General features: G+C 63.7%; 12 protein-coding genes. 7 read left to right on the top strand and 5 right to left on the bottom strand.

What is annotated here, in order from left to right; genetic code table 11:
- Nucleotides 1-11: 11 nt before the first annotated feature.
- The 4 genes from thiB (at nucleotide 12) to ACWTU8_RS24880 (ending at nucleotide 5,265) form a co-directional block, all read left to right on the top strand.
- Nucleotides 12-1,025, top strand: coding sequence for a thiamine ABC transporter substrate binding subunit (gene thiB, locus ACWTU8_RS24895; RefSeq protein WP_095517973.1), 1,014 nt, complete (start codon nucleotides 12-14; stop codon nucleotides 1,023-1,025).
- Between the two features lie 125 nt (nucleotides 1,026-1,150).
- The gene (gene thiP, locus ACWTU8_RS24890) at nucleotides 1,151-2,773 is read left to right on the top strand and encodes a thiamine/thiamine pyrophosphate ABC transporter permease (RefSeq protein ID WP_455850245.1); all 1,623 of its coding nucleotides are present in this window, start codon (nucleotides 1,151-1,153) and stop codon (nucleotides 2,771-2,773) included.
- A complete protein-coding gene (thiQ, locus tag ACWTU8_RS24885) occupies nucleotides 2,770-3,540 on the top strand; it encodes a thiamine ABC transporter ATP-binding protein (protein ID WP_455850244.1) in 771 nt (256 codons plus the stop codon). The genes thiP and thiQ overlap by 4 nt, the downstream gene beginning before the upstream one ends.
- A 297-nt stretch (nucleotides 3,541-3,837) precedes the next feature.
- Nucleotides 3,838-5,265 carry a M48 family metalloprotease gene (locus tag ACWTU8_RS24880; RefSeq protein WP_455850388.1) on the top strand — a complete coding sequence of 476 codons (1,428 nt, stop codon included), beginning with the start codon at nucleotides 3,838-3,840 and terminating at the stop codon, nucleotides 5,263-5,265.
- Nucleotides 5,266-5,268: 3 nt separating this feature from the next.
- On the opposite strand, the gene ACWTU8_RS24875 is transcribed toward ACWTU8_RS24880, so the two are convergent.
- A complete protein-coding gene (locus ACWTU8_RS24875) occupies nucleotides 5,269-6,132 on the bottom strand; it encodes an RNA polymerase factor sigma-32 (protein WP_455850243.1) in 864 nt (287 codons plus the stop codon).
- A 331-nt stretch (nucleotides 6,133-6,463) separates the two neighbouring features.
- Between ACWTU8_RS24875 and ACWTU8_RS24870 the strand changes: the two genes are divergently transcribed.
- The 3 genes from ACWTU8_RS24870 to ACWTU8_RS24860 all read left to right on the top strand — a co-directional run bounded on the left by ACWTU8_RS24870 (nucleotide 6,464) and on the right by ACWTU8_RS24860 (nucleotide 8,847).
- Nucleotides 6,464-7,237: an amino acid ABC transporter substrate-binding protein gene (locus ACWTU8_RS24870; protein WP_455850242.1), complete on the top strand. Its 774-nt coding sequence runs from the start codon at nucleotides 6,464-6,466 to the stop codon at nucleotides 7,235-7,237.
- Nucleotides 7,238-7,396: 159 nt separating this feature from the next.
- Nucleotides 7,397-8,077, top strand: coding sequence for an amino acid ABC transporter permease (locus ACWTU8_RS24865; RefSeq protein WP_029348816.1), 681 nt, complete (start codon nucleotides 7,397-7,399; stop codon nucleotides 8,075-8,077).
- A complete protein-coding gene (locus tag ACWTU8_RS24860; RefSeq protein WP_455850241.1) occupies nucleotides 8,074-8,847 on the top strand; it encodes an amino acid ABC transporter ATP-binding protein in 774 nt (257 codons plus the stop codon). Before ACWTU8_RS24865 ends, ACWTU8_RS24860 begins: the two co-directional genes overlap by 4 nt.
- A 103-nt stretch (nucleotides 8,848-8,950) precedes the next feature.
- Here ACWTU8_RS24860 and ACWTU8_RS24855 read toward each other — a convergent pair whose 3' ends face one another.
- The 4 genes from ACWTU8_RS24855 to ACWTU8_RS24840 form a co-directional block, all read right to left on the bottom strand.
- On the bottom strand, nucleotides 8,951-9,532 hold the full coding sequence (locus ACWTU8_RS24855) for a CarD family transcriptional regulator (RefSeq protein ID WP_027152934.1): 582 nt from the start codon (nucleotides 9,530-9,532) through the stop codon (nucleotides 8,951-8,953).
- A 470-nt stretch (nucleotides 9,533-10,002) separates the two neighbouring features.
- Nucleotides 10,003-10,341, bottom strand: a complete 339-nt coding sequence (fdxA, locus tag ACWTU8_RS24850) for a ferredoxin FdxA (protein WP_023762879.1) — start codon at nucleotides 10,339-10,341, stop codon at nucleotides 10,003-10,005.
- Nucleotides 10,342-10,566: 225 nt separating this feature from the next.
- Entirely contained in the window at nucleotides 10,567-10,953 is a 387-nt protein-coding gene (locus ACWTU8_RS24845) for an RNA-binding S4 domain-containing protein (RefSeq protein ID WP_455850240.1), read from the bottom strand.
- A gap of 14 nt (nucleotides 10,954-10,967) precedes the next feature.
- The gene (locus tag ACWTU8_RS24840; protein WP_455850239.1) at nucleotides 10,968-14,372 is read right to left on the bottom strand and encodes a helicase-related protein; all 3,405 of its coding nucleotides are present in this window, start codon (nucleotides 14,370-14,372) and stop codon (nucleotides 10,968-10,970) included.
- Between the last annotated feature and the right edge of the window lie 390 nt (nucleotides 14,373-14,762).

Raw genomic sequence — 14,762 nt, 5'->3', positions numbered from 1 at the left:
AGGAGGCGCCGATGCGCACGTTTTTATACACTCTTGTTTCGGCAATGCTGCTTGCGGCGGCCCTTCTCGCCGGCATCGGGCCGGCATCCGCGCAGGAAAAACTCACCGTCTATACCTATGAGAGCTTCACCGCCGACTGGGGTCCAGGCCCCGCGGTGAAGAAGGCCTTCGAGGCCGAATGCGGCTGTACTCTCGAATTCGTCGCGGTCGCCGACGGCGTCGCCCTGCTCAACCGCGTCAAGCTGGAAGGCGCCGCAACCAAGGCCGACATCGTGCTCGGCCTCGACACCAATCTGACGGCCGAAGCCAAGGCCACCGGCCTGTTTTCGCCGCATGGCGTCGTCATCGACGTCAATGTGCCGGGTGGCTGGAGCGACAATATTTTCGTGCCGTTCGACTATGGCTATTTCGCCGTCGTCTACGACACCGAAAAGCTAAAGACCCCGCCGAAGAGCCTGAAGGAATTGGTCGACGGCAATGCCGATGAGAAGATCGTTATCCAGGATCCGCGCACCTCGACGCCCGGTCTCGGCCTGCTGTTGTGGGTGAGGTCGGTCTATGGCGACAAGGCGCCGGAAGCCTGGGCCAAGCTTAAGGCAAAGGTGCTCACCGTGACGCCGGGCTGGAGCGAGGCCTATGGCCTGTTCACCAAGGGTGAGGCGCCGATGGTGCTGTCCTATACCACGTCGCCGGCCTATCACATGGTCGCCGAAAACACCGAACGCTATCAGGCGGCGTCCTTCGAGGAGGGCGAGTATCTGCAGATCGAGGTTGCCGGCATAACCACCACGGGTGCGAAGAACCCGTTGGCGAAACAGTTCTTGACTTTCATGACCGGGCCGAAATTCCAGGATGTCATCCCCGAGACCAACTGGATGTTTCCTGCCGGCAAAACTGACAAGCCGCTCAATCCGGCCTTCGACAAGCTCGTCAAGCCGACCAAGACTTTGCTGTTCAGCCCCGAAGAGGTCGCCGCCAACCGCAAGGCCTGGGTCGACGAATGGCTGTCGGTGATGAGCAAGTAGCTTGTGATTGAAAGATGATCACCTTACGGTGCCCCCCTCTGTCCTGCAGGACAGAGGGGCGTGGGCGGGAACTCGGCCTCAGCCATATTTTCTGCTTCGACGATCGTTGAACCAGGCAGGGCGGCATGCATACCGGATATCCTGCCGATCCCCGCGTCACCGCCGGCACCATCGCGCTTGCCGCTGTTGCGCTGCTGATCGGCGGAGCGTTCGCCGGGCTCATCCTTGAAGCTACGCGCAACCCGACCGGCGCCGCGTCGACTTTCGATTCCTACCTCTTCCGTGTCGCCCGTTTCACGCTGTGGCAGGCTTTGCTGTCGACACTGCTTTCCGTGGTGCCGGCGCTGTTCGTTGCGCGGGCGCTGTCGCGGCATCCGCGCTTCTTTGGTCGTGCCTTGATCCTGCAGCTCTTCGCCGTGCCGCTTGCGCTGCCGGCCATCGTCGCCGCACTCGGCATTCTGGCTCTCTATGGCCGTGCCGGCTATTTCGCCGGCGTGCTCACCGCGATTGGCGGTCAGGGCTGGCCGGGCATATACGGCCTGTCCGGCATCCTCGTAGCCCATGTCTTCTTCAATCTGCCGCTGGCGACGCGGCTGTTCCTCGAGGCGCTGGCGACGGTGCCGGCCGACCAGTGGCGGCTGGCGAGCCAGCTCGGCATGGGCGCCAGACCCGCATTCCGGTTGATCGAATGGCCGACGCTGCGTGCGGCACTGCCAGGGGTCGCCGGGCTTGTCTTCATGCTCTGCATCACATCCTTTACCATCGTGCTCACGCTGGGCGGTGGGCCGGGCGCGACGACACTGGAGGTCGCCATCTATCAGGCGCTGCGTTTCGATTTCGATCCTGCCCGCGCGGTCACGCTGACACTGCTGCAGATCGCGCTGACCTTCATCGTGGTGCTTGCATTGATGCGGCTTGGCGCCAACACCGTCGGCGACGCCAACCTGCCGGTGGCACCGCGCCGGTATCTTTCGGCTGGTACGGCCGAGACCGTGCTGAACGCAGCATTGATCGTTCTGGCATTGCTGTTCGTCGCCGGGCCGATGGCGGCCACGGTGACGTCAGGCCTTGGGGCCGATCTCGGCCGGCTGGCGGCCGAGCGCGCGGTGCGGCAGGCAACGCTGACCAGCGCCGTGCTCGCCTTGCTGGCGGCGCTGCTTTCAGTGGCGCTGTCGCTGTCGCTCGTCATGGCACGACGGGCGCTGGCCTTGAGGCGTCGCGTCGACGCCAAGACGCTGCTCGAATACGCCACCGATACCGGCGCCGGCTTCGTCCTCGTCGTGCCGCCCATCGTAATCGGCGCCGGCTGGTTCCTTCTCCTGCGTACTTTCAGCGATGTCTTTGCCATCGCCCCTGTCATGGTCGTCGCCGTCAACGCGGTGATGGCGATGCCGTTTGCCATCCGCGCCATTCGCCCCGGCTATGATGCGGCGAGCGAACGCCACGAACGGCTCTGTTTACTGCTTGGCATTTCGGGCTGGGACCGGTTCCGGCTGGTCGACTGGCCGTCGCTGCGGCGGCCGCTCGCCACCGGTTTCGCGTTCGCGATGGCTTTGTCGCTCGGCGATCTCGGCGTCATTGCCCTGTTCGGCAGCGACTCCCTGCAGACGCTGCCTTATCTCTTGCTGTCGCGCATGGGCAGCTACCGCACTATGGACGCGGCAGGCCTGGCATTGCTGCTCGGCCTGGTCTGTCTCGCGCTTGTCCTGGCCGCGGACTGGCTGGGACGGGGGGGAGAAAAATCATGACGCTCAACAGTGAAAGCGGTACGGCTGTGCGGCTGGAAAAGGTCTCGTTCAGCTATGGCGAAGCGCCGTTTTTATTCGATGTCGAGTTCGCCGCCTCGAAGATCACCGCCATCATGGGGTCGAGCGGTTCGGGAAAATCGACACTGCTCAATCTGGTGGCCGGCTTCGAGAGGCCGCGATCGGGCCGCGTGCTGATCGGCGGCGCCGATTTCGGCGCCAAACCGCCTTCGGCGCGGCCGGTGTCGATGGTGTTCCAGGAAAACAATCTCTTTGCCCATCTTTCGGTCGAACGAAATGTCGGCCTTGGCCGCTCGCCGTCGCTCAGGCTGACCGAGGCCGACCACGCTGCGGTCGCCGCGGCGCTCAAGCGCGTCGGCCTTGCCGGCAAGCAACAGCGCCTGCCGCGCGAACTCTCCGGTGGCGAGCGGCAACGCGTCGCGCTCGCCCGCGTCCTGGTGCGCGACCGGCCGGTGCTCTTGCTCGACGAACCGTTCGCCTCGCTCGGACCGGCCTTGCGCGACGACATGCTCGATCTGGTAGCCGACGTTCATGCAGAGCGGCGCATGACGGTGCTGTTCGTCACGCATCAGCCGGAGGACGCCCACCGTATCGGCAAGGACATGGTGTTCCTGGACAATGCCACAGTTGCCGCAACCGGGACTGTCGCCGATTTTTTCACCAAGGCTGGACCGGAAGCCTTCCGGCACTATATCGGTGCAGGTCCGTTTGGCGCGGGATCACGAGATGTTGCCCGGAAGCGGACATAATTTACGGCCAAACCGGCTTCAGGCGATGTGGTGCTTGCTTGCCATGGTCAAAGTAGTGTGGCTAGGTCCTCCGATACTGGTCCGGCATAGGTTGTGATTTGCCACTTCGGTGTCATGCGTGCTCGTGGGCGCGAAGGACGCTGTGGCAGTTGATTGTGCGTATGATCCTTTCTGAAAATCGATGCCCGATTTTCAGGGCCATGTGCTGAGACCCGAAAGGAAGCTGTTCTGCCGACCGGCACCGACAGAGTGAGAAGGAAACCACTGGCGCGCTTCCTCGCGCTGGCCGGCTTTGCCATGGCGCTGGCAAGCTGCCAGATGTTCACGCCTCCGGACGTGCAGGAATCCGGCTTCCAGCCTTCCAACAAACCGATCACGGTCGACAATGTCGCAGCCAACAGCAAGCTCGCCGAAATGGCGAAGGCGCAGCACCCGCGCATCCTCGCCACCTATGGCGGCGAGTATTCCGATCCCAAGCTCGAACGTATGGTCGCCAAGGTCGTCGGCAGCCTGACCGTGGTGTCCGCCAACCCGACCCAGACCTACCGCATCACCATCCTCAATTCGCCCAACGTCAATGCTTTCGCGCTGCCGGGCGGCTATCTCTACATCACGCGCGGCCTGTTGGCGCTGGCCAACGATTCGGCCGAGCTCGCCGCGGTCATCGCGCATGAGATGGGCCACGTCACTGCAAACCACGGCTTGCAGCGCCAGCAGCTCGAGGCTGAGGAGGGGTTTGCAACCAAGGTCGTCTCGGATGTGCTCGGCGACAGCCCGACCGCCAAGGCGGCACTGATCCGTGGCAAGCTGCGGCTTGCCCAGTTCTCGCGCAATCAGGAGCTTGAGGCTGACGGCATCGGCATCAAGTCGATCGGCGAGGCGGGCTTCGATCCCTTTGCCGCCGGCCGCTTCCTGCAGTCCATGTCGGCCTACACCGATTTCCGCTCTATCAGCGGCGCCACCGACGCCAGCCTCGACTTCCTGGCGACGCATCCCAACACGCCGCAACGCATCGATCTGGCGCAGCGTCATGCCCGCCAGTTCGGTGCGCCCGGCGTCGGCACGCGCGACCGCGACGCCTTCCTCGCCGGTATAGACGGCCTGCTCTACGGCGACACACCGGAAGAGGGCTATGTGCGTGGCGAAACCTTCCTGCATCCAGGGCTCGGCGTGTCGTTCTCGGTGCCCGATGGCTTCATCATCGACAACTCGGCCGCGGCGGTGACGGCAACCGGGCCAGGCGACATAGCGATCCGCTTCGACGGCGTTTCGATCGACAAGAGCCGCTCGCTGACCGACTACATCCGCAGCGGCTGGGTGGCCGGTCTCGACGAAAGCAGCGTGCGCCAGGAAACGATCAATGGCAACGAGGCGGCGACGGCGCATGCCAGCGCCGAGGGCTGGCAGTTCGACATCGCCGTGATCCGCGCCGGCGGTCAGGTCTACCGGCTGTTGACCGCGGCACCTTCCGCCAGCACCTCGCTGGATGCCTTGGCGCGCTCGGTCAGCGGCTCCTTCCGTATCTTGAGCGCAACCGAGAAAGCGGCGCTGAAGCCGCTGCATATCCGCGTTGTCACGGTGCGGCCCGGACAGACCATGGGGTCGCTCGCCGCGCAGATGGTCGGCGTCGATCGCAAGCTGGACCTGTTCAGGGTGCTCAACGCGATGTCGCCCGGTGCAGCAGTGTCCGCCGGCGACAAGGTCAAGATCATCACCGACAAATAAGATTCAGGCGGCTGTCGCCAGAAACTCGGGGTTTTGCTTCACCAGCGCTATCTTGAGCTTTTCCATGGCGCGTGCCTCGATTTGGCGGACGCGCTCCTTGGAGATGCCGAGCGCCTCGCCGAGGGCTTCGAGCGTCGCGCCCTCGTCGCTCAGCCGGCGCTCCTCGATGATCCTGAGCTCGCGGGCATTGAGCGCGCCGAGCGCCGTTTTCAGCCAGACAGAGCGGCGTTCGACATCGATCGTGTCGCTTACGACCTCGTCCGGCAAAGGATCGTCAGAAACCAGGAAATCCATTCGCTCGGTGGCGCCCGCATCGTCGGCGAGCGGCTGGTTGAGCGAGCTATCCGGTGCCGAAAGGCGGGAGTCCATCATCGCCACGTCGGCCTCCGAGACGCCGAGCGCCACCGACACCTCGCGGTAGAGCGAAGTATTCGAGATCGGCTCGGCGCCGTTCGCCAAGCGGGCGCGCAGGCGCCGCAAATTGAAGAACAGCGCCTTTTGCGCCGAACTGGTGCCGCCACGCACGATCGACCAGTTGCGCAGGATATAGTCCTGCATCGAGGCGCGGATCCACCACGTCGCATAGGTCGAAAACCGCACCTCGCGCTCCGGTTCGAAACGGGCCGCTGCCTCCAGCAGGCCGACATGGCCTTCCTGGACCAGGTCGCCGAGCGGCAGACCGTAGTGGCGGAATTTCGAGGCCATGGAAATGACCAGCCGCATATGCGCCATGGCGATTTGGTGCAGCGCCTGCTGGTCGTTGTCTTGCTTCCAGCGCAGCGCGAGAAGATGCTCCTCGTCGCGCTCGAGATAGGGGGCTTTCATCGCCGCGCGGACCATGGTTCGCCCTGCCATATCTTCCATCATGCCACGCTCCCTGTTCCGGGCGTTGCGGTGCGATCGCTCGACCCTGAGCTGGCATCGTGGTTGAATTGGCGACGCCGCGCCCTACAACAGCCAAGAACGTGCCACGCGGGTGAATGGTTCCGCGGCTGATGGCGCGTGGATTGCACTGGCGAAAGCTCGTTGCGGCGGTCGCTGCGCGGTCGGTTGGCGTGACTCGACGTGGTTTTGAGAATTGGATTTCAAAAGCGTCTTATTTTTGAAATCCGGTTCCTTATTTCGCCAGGCTGCATCTGTCAGTTTCCGGCGCTCAACAAATACGCCGGACGTCGGCCAAGGACGGGATCACAGAAAAATGAAATGGCTCAAATCGCTTATCGTCGCCGGAACACTGCAGGTTTTGGCCGTCACATCAGGCCATACCGGCGCAAATCTCGATCAGATCAAGCAGGTCGGCGTCCTTAAGGTCGGCACCGAAGGCACCTATGCCCCCTTCACCTATCATGATGCCTCGGGTGCATTGGTCGGCTTCGACGTCGAGATAGCCCAGGCGATTGCCGAGCGCCTCGGCGTCAAGGCCGAATTCCTCGAAGGCAAATGGGACGGGCTGATCGCCGGCCTCGACGCCAAGCGTTATGACGCCGTCATCAATCAGGTCGGCATCACCGAGGCGCGAAAGGCCAAGTATGATTTCTCCGATCCCTACATCGCTTCCAAGGCGGTGCTGATCGTGCGCGGCGACAATACCGATATCAAGAGCTTTGCCGACCTCAAGGGCAAGAAGGCGGCGCAGTCGCTGACTTCGAATTTCGGCAAACTCGCCGAAACGAACGGCGCCGAGCTCGTCGGCACCGATGGTTTCGACCAATCGATCCAGCTGCTTCTTACCGGCCGCGCCGACGCCACCATCAACGACAGCCTGTCTTTCCTCGATTTCAAGAAGCAAAAGCCCGACGCCAATGTGAAGATCGCCGCGCAGGAAGAAAACGCCGACTATTCCGGCGTCATCGTGCGCAAGGGCGATCCGGAACTGGTCGCCGCCATCAATCAGGCACTGGCCGACATCAAGGCCGACGGCACCTACCAGAAGATCGCCGACACCTATTTCGGCCAGGACGTTTCGAAGTAAGCGCATCGCACGGAGCGGGCCGGTTGCCGGCCCGCATGGCAAGCATCGCGGCGAGCCGTCTTTGACGGCCGCCGCTTTTCGCGTGATATGACGATCGTATGGTCGCGCCTCGATGCTGCCGGGCCGGTTTTGGGCGGCAATCTCGCAAGGAGGGTTTTCGTGCCGCACTGGCTGCAATTGATGCTGGACTCATTGCCGACGCTGCTATGGGCCGCGCTGATCTTCACCGTGCCGCTAACGCTCCTGTCGTTCGCATTCGGTCTCTTCGTAGGGCTGGTTGCGGCGCTTGTCCGGCTGTTCGGCCCGAAGCCGCTGGTCGCCGTGGTCCGCTTCTACGTCTGGATCTTCCGTGGCACGCCACTTCTGGTGCAGCTCTTCCTGATCTTCTACGGCCTGCCCTCGGTCGGCATCCTGCTCGACGCTTTTTCAGCCGCGTTGATCGGCTTCACGCTCAACATCGGCGCCTATACGTCGGAAATCATCCGCGCCGTCATAGGCTCGGTGCCCAAGGGGCAGTGGGAGGCGGCCTACTCGATCGGCATGACCTGGAGCCAGGCGATGCGGCGCACCATACTGCCGCAGGCCGGCCGCGTGGCGGTGCCGCCGCTGTCCAACACCTTCATCTCGCTGGTCAAGGATACATCGCTGGCCGCCGCCATCACCGTGCCGGAAATGTTCCAGGCGGCGCAGCGGATCGTCGCCACCACCTATGAGCCGCTGATCCTCTATATCGAGGCGGCGGCCCTGTATCTGGCGCTGAGCTCGGTGCTGTCGGCATTGCAGACGCGCTTGGAAAAGCGGCTTAACCGCTATGGCGGCTTCCTGGAGGCGCGCTCATGATCGGCCTCACCGACATCGAGAAGCGCTTCGGCGACAACCTCGTGCTGAAGGGCGTGACCGTCACCATCGAGGAAGGCAGCGTCACAGCCCTTGTCGGTCCCTCGGGCGGCGGGAAAAGCACGCTTCTGCGCTGCATCAACCTGCTTGAGATCCCGACTTCGGGCACGGTGCGCATCGGCGACGACGCGCTCGAATTCCACCCTGGCGGCAAGGTTTCCGCAACGGCCATCCGGCGCCTGCGGCTGCAGACGGGCATGGTGTTCCAGAATTTCCAGCTGTTCCCACACCGCACCGCGATCGAGAATGTCATGGAGGGGCTGGTGACGGTGCTGAAATGGCCGACGGCGAGGGCGCGCGAGCGGGGGCTCGCTCTGCTCGAAAAGGTCGGGATGGCGCATAAGGCCGATGCCTGGCCGGCGACGCTGTCAGGCGGCCAGCAGCAACGCGTTGCGATCGCCCGGGCGCTGGCGCCATCGCCGAAAGTGCTGTTGTGCGACGAGCCGACCTCGGCGCTCGATCCGGAACTGGCGCAGGAGGTGGTCGACGTGCTCAGCCGGCTCGCCCGCGAGGGGACCACCATGGTGATGGCGACGCACGACCTGCGCCTCGCATCGAAGATCGCGCAGGAGGTGGTGTTCCTCGACGCCGGCGCCATCGTCGAGAAAGGCCCCGCCGCTGTCCTGTTCAGCAATCCGGAGCGCCAGCGAACGAGGCGGTTCATCGCGACGCTGAAGCAGGAGGCAGAGAAGGAAGGAGGCGGCGAAGGTTAATGCATGTCGCCCAAAAGTTCGTAGCGGTTTTGGGATAACGACATGCATACAAAGAAAAACCCGGCGCGAGGCCGGGTTTTTCCAATTCGAAGGCGAGAAGCGCTCAGGCAGCTTCTTCCTGCTCGGCTTCTTCGTTGTCGGCCTTGGCGCCGCGCTTCGGACCCTTGTTGAGGTTAACCTCGATGAGGCGCACCGCTTCGGTTTCCGACATGCGGTTGACGGCCGCGATCTCGCGCGCCATGCGGTCGAGTGCCGCCTCATAAAGCTGGCGCTCGGAATAGGACTGCTCCGGCTGGTTGTCGGCGCGGTAGAGGTCGCGCACCACTTCCGAGATCGAGATCAGGTCGCCGGAATTGATCTTCGCATCATATTCCTGAGCCCGGCGCGACCACATGGTGCGCTTGACGCGGGCGCGGCCCTGCACGACCTTCAGCGCGCGATCGACATAATCCTCTTCCGACAGCTTGCGCATGCCGATGGAGGTCGCCTTGGCAACCGGAACCTTCAGACGCATCTTGTCCTTCTGGAAGTCGATGACGAACAGTTCCAGCTTGTGGCCCGCAACTTCCTGCTCGTCGATCGAGACGATCTGGCCGACGCCATGCGCCGGATAGACGATGTACTCGCCGGTCTTAAAACCGTGACGCGCTGCGCTGGACTTCTTCTGCGGGGTGATTGTTGCCATTACGCCATGAACTCCTTGGTGTGGTACCGGCATTCTGCCGGCCGAACTCGCGCGATCGGGTAACCGATCGTTAGCCGCACAACTACGAAACCACCGGAATAGCCGAGGTCGGCAAGCCGCATAATTGCGACTGCCTGCCCCAGATCACTCTGGTCCGGATTGAGAAATTCACCTTTCAGTGATTTGGGGCGTTTGCGCCATAAATCGACGTTGTGTCACCGGCATGTTTGGCTGATGTAGCACAAAAAGTCGGAAGAATCAAGGCTTTGCTGCACGCGCGAAGGTCAAGCGCGATCTCCGCCTATCAGGGCAGTTAATGTGCGGTGCCTATTACGCCGCGTCATGCCGATCAAATCGGCGTTGCCGTACAGCGCCACGCGCCAGTTTTGGACGTGCACGGGACGCTGTGACACTTTTGATCTTGCGCATGATACTTTTCGAAAATCGATTCCGATTTTCGGAGTCAGGCGCTAGTCGCCCTCGCCGGGCTCGGGGGAGAAATACTTCTCGAACTTGCCGGCCTCGCCATCGAAGGATTTGGCGTCGGCCGGAGGCTCCTTCTTGGCAGTGATGTTGGGCCATTTATCGGCATATTCGGTGTTGATCTGCAGCCATTTGTCGAGCCCCGGCTCGGTGTCAGGCTTAATCGCGTCGGCCGGGCATTCCGGTTCGCAGACGCCACAGTCGATGCACTCGTCGGGATGGATGACGAGCATGTTCTCGCCCTCATAGAAACAGTCGACCGGACAGACCTCGATGCAGTCCATGTATTTGCATTTTATGCAATTATCGGTCACGACATAGGTCATCAGTCGGCTCCGGGACGTCACGTTTTATCAGAGCGAGATGCGTCCAATGGACGCACAAAGCACGCTCTAACACTTTGAATTCGCGCATCGTGTTCCCCAATGCGGTAGGCTTTTTTGGTGAGGTAACGTCTTTGCCCGCCGCTTGCAAGAGCAGCCATTGCGCGCGATACCGGCGTTTTCGGAATGGAATTCCAGACGGGCCATGCGACGAAAGCCGGTTATGCGTCAGTCATCGCCGAGCAGGCGGTCGGTCTCTCGGCGTTCCTTCTTGGTGGGGCGGCCGCTGCCGGCATCGCGCAGTGCGGGAATCGCATCGGGAACGGCCTCGCCTGTTGGCACCGGCGGTGGCGACATATCCTCGTAGAGCAAGCGCGCTTCCTCTGCGGGGCCGCGCCGGCTTCCCGTGCCGAGCACCTTCCAGACGAAGATGCGCCGCTCGAGAGTGATGGTCAGGACGTCGCCGGCGCGGACCAGATCGGAGGCCTGCGCTGCTTTGTCGCGATTGATGCGGACGCGTCCGGCCACCACCAGCTTCGCTGCAAGCGAGCGCGATTTCACCGCACGCGAAAAGAACAGCCATTTGTCGATCCGCTGGCGGGCATCAGCGACCATTGGAGCGAGCGAACCTACTTCTTCAACTGGTCGCGCAACGCGGCGAGCTTGGCGAAGGGGGAATCCGGGTCGAAGCGCACGGGACGCTCCTCGCGCGGCTTCGGCTGGAACGCGGGCTTTCCACCGGGGGCGCCACCCTTGCCCTCCGGCCTGCCGCCCTTCCAGTCGGGCCGGCTTTCGCGACGATCGGAACGCTCGCCCTGCGGCTTGCCGTCGCGCCGCTCTCCCGTCTCGCCCTGGGGCTTGGGATTGAACTTGCTGCGGTCGAAGCGCGGTTTGCCGGCGCCTTCGCGGCGTCCTTCATGGGCGGGCCGGCTGCCTGGAGCGCCGACCGGTTGTCCGCCGGTGGCATCTGCCGGTGCGTCGCCACGGCCATCGCGCGCGGCTTGCCCGTTGCGCGGGCGATTGTCCCTATCACGGGGCCGGTTGTCATGGTGGCGGTGGCGCGGGCGCTGGTCGAAGCGGCCCTGCCGCCACAACAGGATGGGTTTTGGTTCCTCGGCCTCTTTCCCGGCCTGGGGAGCAGCTTCGCCGGTGGCGGCTTCCGCCGCCGCGGCAGGTTCGGCCGACACTGCTTCCGTTGCAGGCGAGGCTTCGGAGGCCGGCTCCGCCGATGCGACTTCAACCTCGGCGGTTTCGAGTTCTGCCTCTGGCTGAGCCGCTGATACCGGAGGCGCTTCGGCTGCGGCTTCGGCTGCAGGCAGCTCCTCTTCCGTGACCTCAGCCGGAGTTTCCAACTGAGCTTCCGCGACAGGTTCCGCTTCACCTTCGGTGGAGGGTTCCGCAGGGGCTTCGGCCGCGGCTTTTGCCACTGCATCCGGCTCAGAACTCCCGGCCGGCGCCTCGGCGGCTGCGTCCGCAATCGCGGCTTCGGCTGCCTTGGCCTCCGCCGCCTGCTTGGCCGCGGCGGCTTCGCGCGCGGCGCTGTCCTGTGCCTCGAGCCGCGCCCTCACCTCGACCGCCGGCTTCGGCTCTGCCCGGTAGCCGAGGCCTTTCAAAATCTCTTCCATGTCGTCGGCCGTGGCGCCGAGGATCGACATCATCGGCGGCGTCACCATGAAGGACTGACCATCATAGGCGCCGTCGGGGCGCTGGCCGAGGCCCGGCTTCCAATTGGTTGCGGGCCGGATCAGGTCGGCCAGCCGTTCAAGGATGTCGACGCGCACCGCGCGACGGCCGAGATTGCGGTAGCCGGCCAGCTTGTAGAAGGTCTTGTCGAACGTGGGATCGATGACCACCGAGGTGCGGCCGGAGGCCAGCGCGTGAACCACGTCGCCAAAGCCGGGCTTGTCCTTGCCGTCGCTCCTCAGCGCCCACAACAGCGTCACCAGTCCAGCCGGGGCGGGCTTGATCAGCGCGGGCACGAAGACGTGGTAGGCGCCGAAGCGCACGCCGAGTCGGCGAAGGGCGGCGCGGCCTTCCTGGTCGAGCGACTTCATCTCCTCGGCGATGTCACGGCGGTTGATGAGGCCGAAATGCTCGACGAGCTGGAAGGCGATGCCGCGGCCGATGCCGGTGATCTGCTCGGCGTTCTTGAGGTCGACCAGCGGCTTCAGCAGGGACTCGATCTGGAAATTGACGAAGCGCTCGGCCCGGGCCGCGACCTTATCGCGGGCGGGTCCGGTGAGCTGCTCGTCGGCCAGCAGCACAAGGCGCGGCTTCAGCGGCTCGTCGCCTGCTACCAGCGTGCCGATCGGCGCGCCGATCCAGCGCAACGTGCCGTCGGAGCCGAGCGCGATGTCGCCGTTGGCCGAGGCGCCGAAGCGTTCGGCCCGCGCCTCGAATTCGGCTGCAAGCGCCTTCTGGGCTGCTGCACGCACCGCCTTGGCGTCCTCGCCGCCGGCGCTTTGGTCGGCGGTGAAGCGGAACCCCTGCAACTCGCCGACATGATGGCCTTCGACGAGGACGGTTCCGGTTGGGCTGATTTCGGCTTCAGGCATGGTATTTTCTCTAAGGCGCCGCATGAGGACGGAAGTCCTGCGGTCTACGAAGCGTTTCGTCAACCGCTCATGCAGCGCATCCGACAATCTGTCTTCGATTTCGCGCGTCTTTTCCTGCCAGTGTGCCTGATCGGCCAGCCAGCCGGGCCGGTTGGAAACGAAAGTCCAGGTGCGGATCTGGGCGATCCGGTGCGACAGCGTGTCGATGTCGCCCTCGGTGGTGTCGGCACGGCGCACCTGCTCGGCCATGTAGTTCTCGTCGACATGGCCATGCCTGGCAAGGTCCATGTAGATCGAGGCGATCAGGTCGGCATGCTGGGCTGGCGCGATCTTCCTGTAGTCGGGAAGGGCGCAGGCCTCCCACAACAGCGCCACGCGCCTGGCGTCGGTGGCAAGCGCCCGAATGTCCTCGTCGCGGGACAGGTGCTCGAGCGCCTGCGCATCCACCGCCGGCAGCGCGCGCGTCAGGCCTTCAACCGGGGCGTTGGTCTCGATCGAGCGCTTCAGCGCGTCGAGGTTGGCGAAATCGAAACGCGCGGTGCGCCATTGCAGCACCTTCACCGGGTCGAAATCATGCGCTTCGATCTTCTTGACCAGTTCCTCATCCAGTGGATCGACCTGGCCGGTGACGCCGAAGGTTCCGTCGCGCAAGTGCCGGCCGGCGCGGCCGGCGATCTGGCCGAGCTCGGCCGCCGTCAGATTGCGGTACTGGTAGCCGTCGAATTTGCGGTTCTGGGCGAAGGCGACATGATCGAGATCGAGGTTGAGGCCCATGCCGATCGCATCGGTGGCGATCAGATAATCGACATCACCCGATTGGAACAGCGCCACCTGCGCGTTGCGGGTGCGGGGCGATAGCGCACCGAGCACGACGGCCGCACCGCCCTGCTGGCGGCGGATCAGTTCGGCGATCGCATAAACCTCGTCGGCGGAAAAGGCGACGATCGCCGTACGTCGCGGCAAGCGGGTGAGCTTCTTCGAGCCGGCATAGGCGAGATGCGACAGCCGTGGCCGCGTCACCACCGACACGCCCTTCAGCAGACGCTGGAGGATGCCGTGCATGGTGGCCGCACCCAGCAGCAGTGTCTCCTGGCGGCCGCGCAGATGCAGGATGCGGTCGGTGAAGATGTGGCCGCGCTCTAGATCGCCGGCCAGCTGAACCTCGTCGATGGCAACGAACGCGGCGTCGGTCTCGCGCGGCATGGCTTCCACCGTACAGACCGAATATCTGGCGCCGTCGGGCTGGATCTTCTCCTCGCCGGTGATGAGCGCCACCTTGTGAGCGCCGACCTTCTCGCAGACGCGTGTATAAACCTCGCGGGCGAGGAGCCTGAGCGGCAGGCCGATAATGCCGCTTTCATGCGCCACCATGCGCTCGATGGCGAGATGGGTCTTACCGGTGTTGGTCGGCCCGAGCACGGCGGTCACGTCGCGGCCCGACAGGATCAGCGGTTCAGTGTGTTTCGGCTGGATGTTCATCGACCTGGAAATAAGGCTCTCTGCCTCGCGTTGTCGGGAGCGCGCCCCGTGCTGGCGCGTGTGACAAGCGACACATAGGGATTTCGGGCGCGAAGCGAAAGCGGAATGTTCCGACGGCAGCTCGAAGGCTCCCCTCAGCTTCCGATTAGACAGTAGGGCGGTCCGATTTAACAGTTGGAACGAGTCTGGAACGAATCGGCTACGAATCGCTGACTCGCGCGGATTCAGGGTTTGTTCACGGCTACATCTGGATTTTTCGCCGGCGAGTCTCACCACATGCTGAATCGCCGAAATGGCCCGTTTCATGCAGGGCTGACTCGCCGTTAACCTTTGCCGATGAACGATCGACAGCAGGTCGGCGGCGTCATCCAACATTTTGAAATTATTAAT

Source organism: Mesorhizobium sp. BHbdii (genome assembly GCF_053848045.1).
This window is presented reverse-complemented; position numbering and strand designations above follow the sequence as displayed.

What these genes read in the sequence shown, in the direction of transcription:
- thiB (WP_095517973.1), top strand. Translation starts at nt 12, where the DNA reads ATGCGCACGTTTTTATACACTCTTGTTTCGGCAATGCTGCTTGCGGCG.
- thiP (WP_455850245.1), top strand. Translation starts at nt 1,151, where the DNA reads ATGCATACCGGATATCCTGCCGATCCCCGCGTCACCGCCGGCACCATC.
- thiQ (WP_455850244.1), top strand. Translation starts at nt 2,770, where the DNA reads ATGACGCTCAACAGTGAAAGCGGTACGGCTGTGCGGCTGGAAAAGGTC.
- ACWTU8_RS24880 (WP_455850388.1), top strand. Translation starts at nt 3,838, where the DNA reads ATGGCGCTGGCAAGCTGCCAGATGTTCACGCCTCCGGACGTGCAGGAA.
- ACWTU8_RS24875 (WP_455850243.1), bottom strand. Translation starts at nt 6,132, where the DNA reads ATGATGGAAGATATGGCAGGGCGAACCATGGTCCGCGCGGCGATGAAA.
- ACWTU8_RS24870 (WP_455850242.1), top strand. Translation starts at nt 6,464, where the DNA reads ATGAAATGGCTCAAATCGCTTATCGTCGCCGGAACACTGCAGGTTTTG.
- ACWTU8_RS24860 (WP_455850241.1), top strand. Translation starts at nt 8,074, where the DNA reads ATGATCGGCCTCACCGACATCGAGAAGCGCTTCGGCGACAACCTCGTG.
- ACWTU8_RS24855 (WP_027152934.1), bottom strand. Translation starts at nt 9,532, where the DNA reads ATGGCAACAATCACCCCGCAGAAGAAGTCCAGCGCAGCGCGTCACGGT.
- fdxA (WP_023762879.1), bottom strand. Translation starts at nt 10,341, where the DNA reads ATGACCTATGTCGTGACCGATAATTGCATAAAATGCAAATACATGGAC.
- ACWTU8_RS24845 (WP_455850240.1), bottom strand. Translation starts at nt 10,953, where the DNA reads ATGGTCGCTGATGCCCGCCAGCGGATCGACAAATGGCTGTTCTTTTCG.
- ACWTU8_RS24840 (WP_455850239.1), bottom strand. Translation starts at nt 14,372, where the DNA reads ATGAACATCCAGCCGAAACACACTGAACCGCTGATCCTGTCGGGCCGC.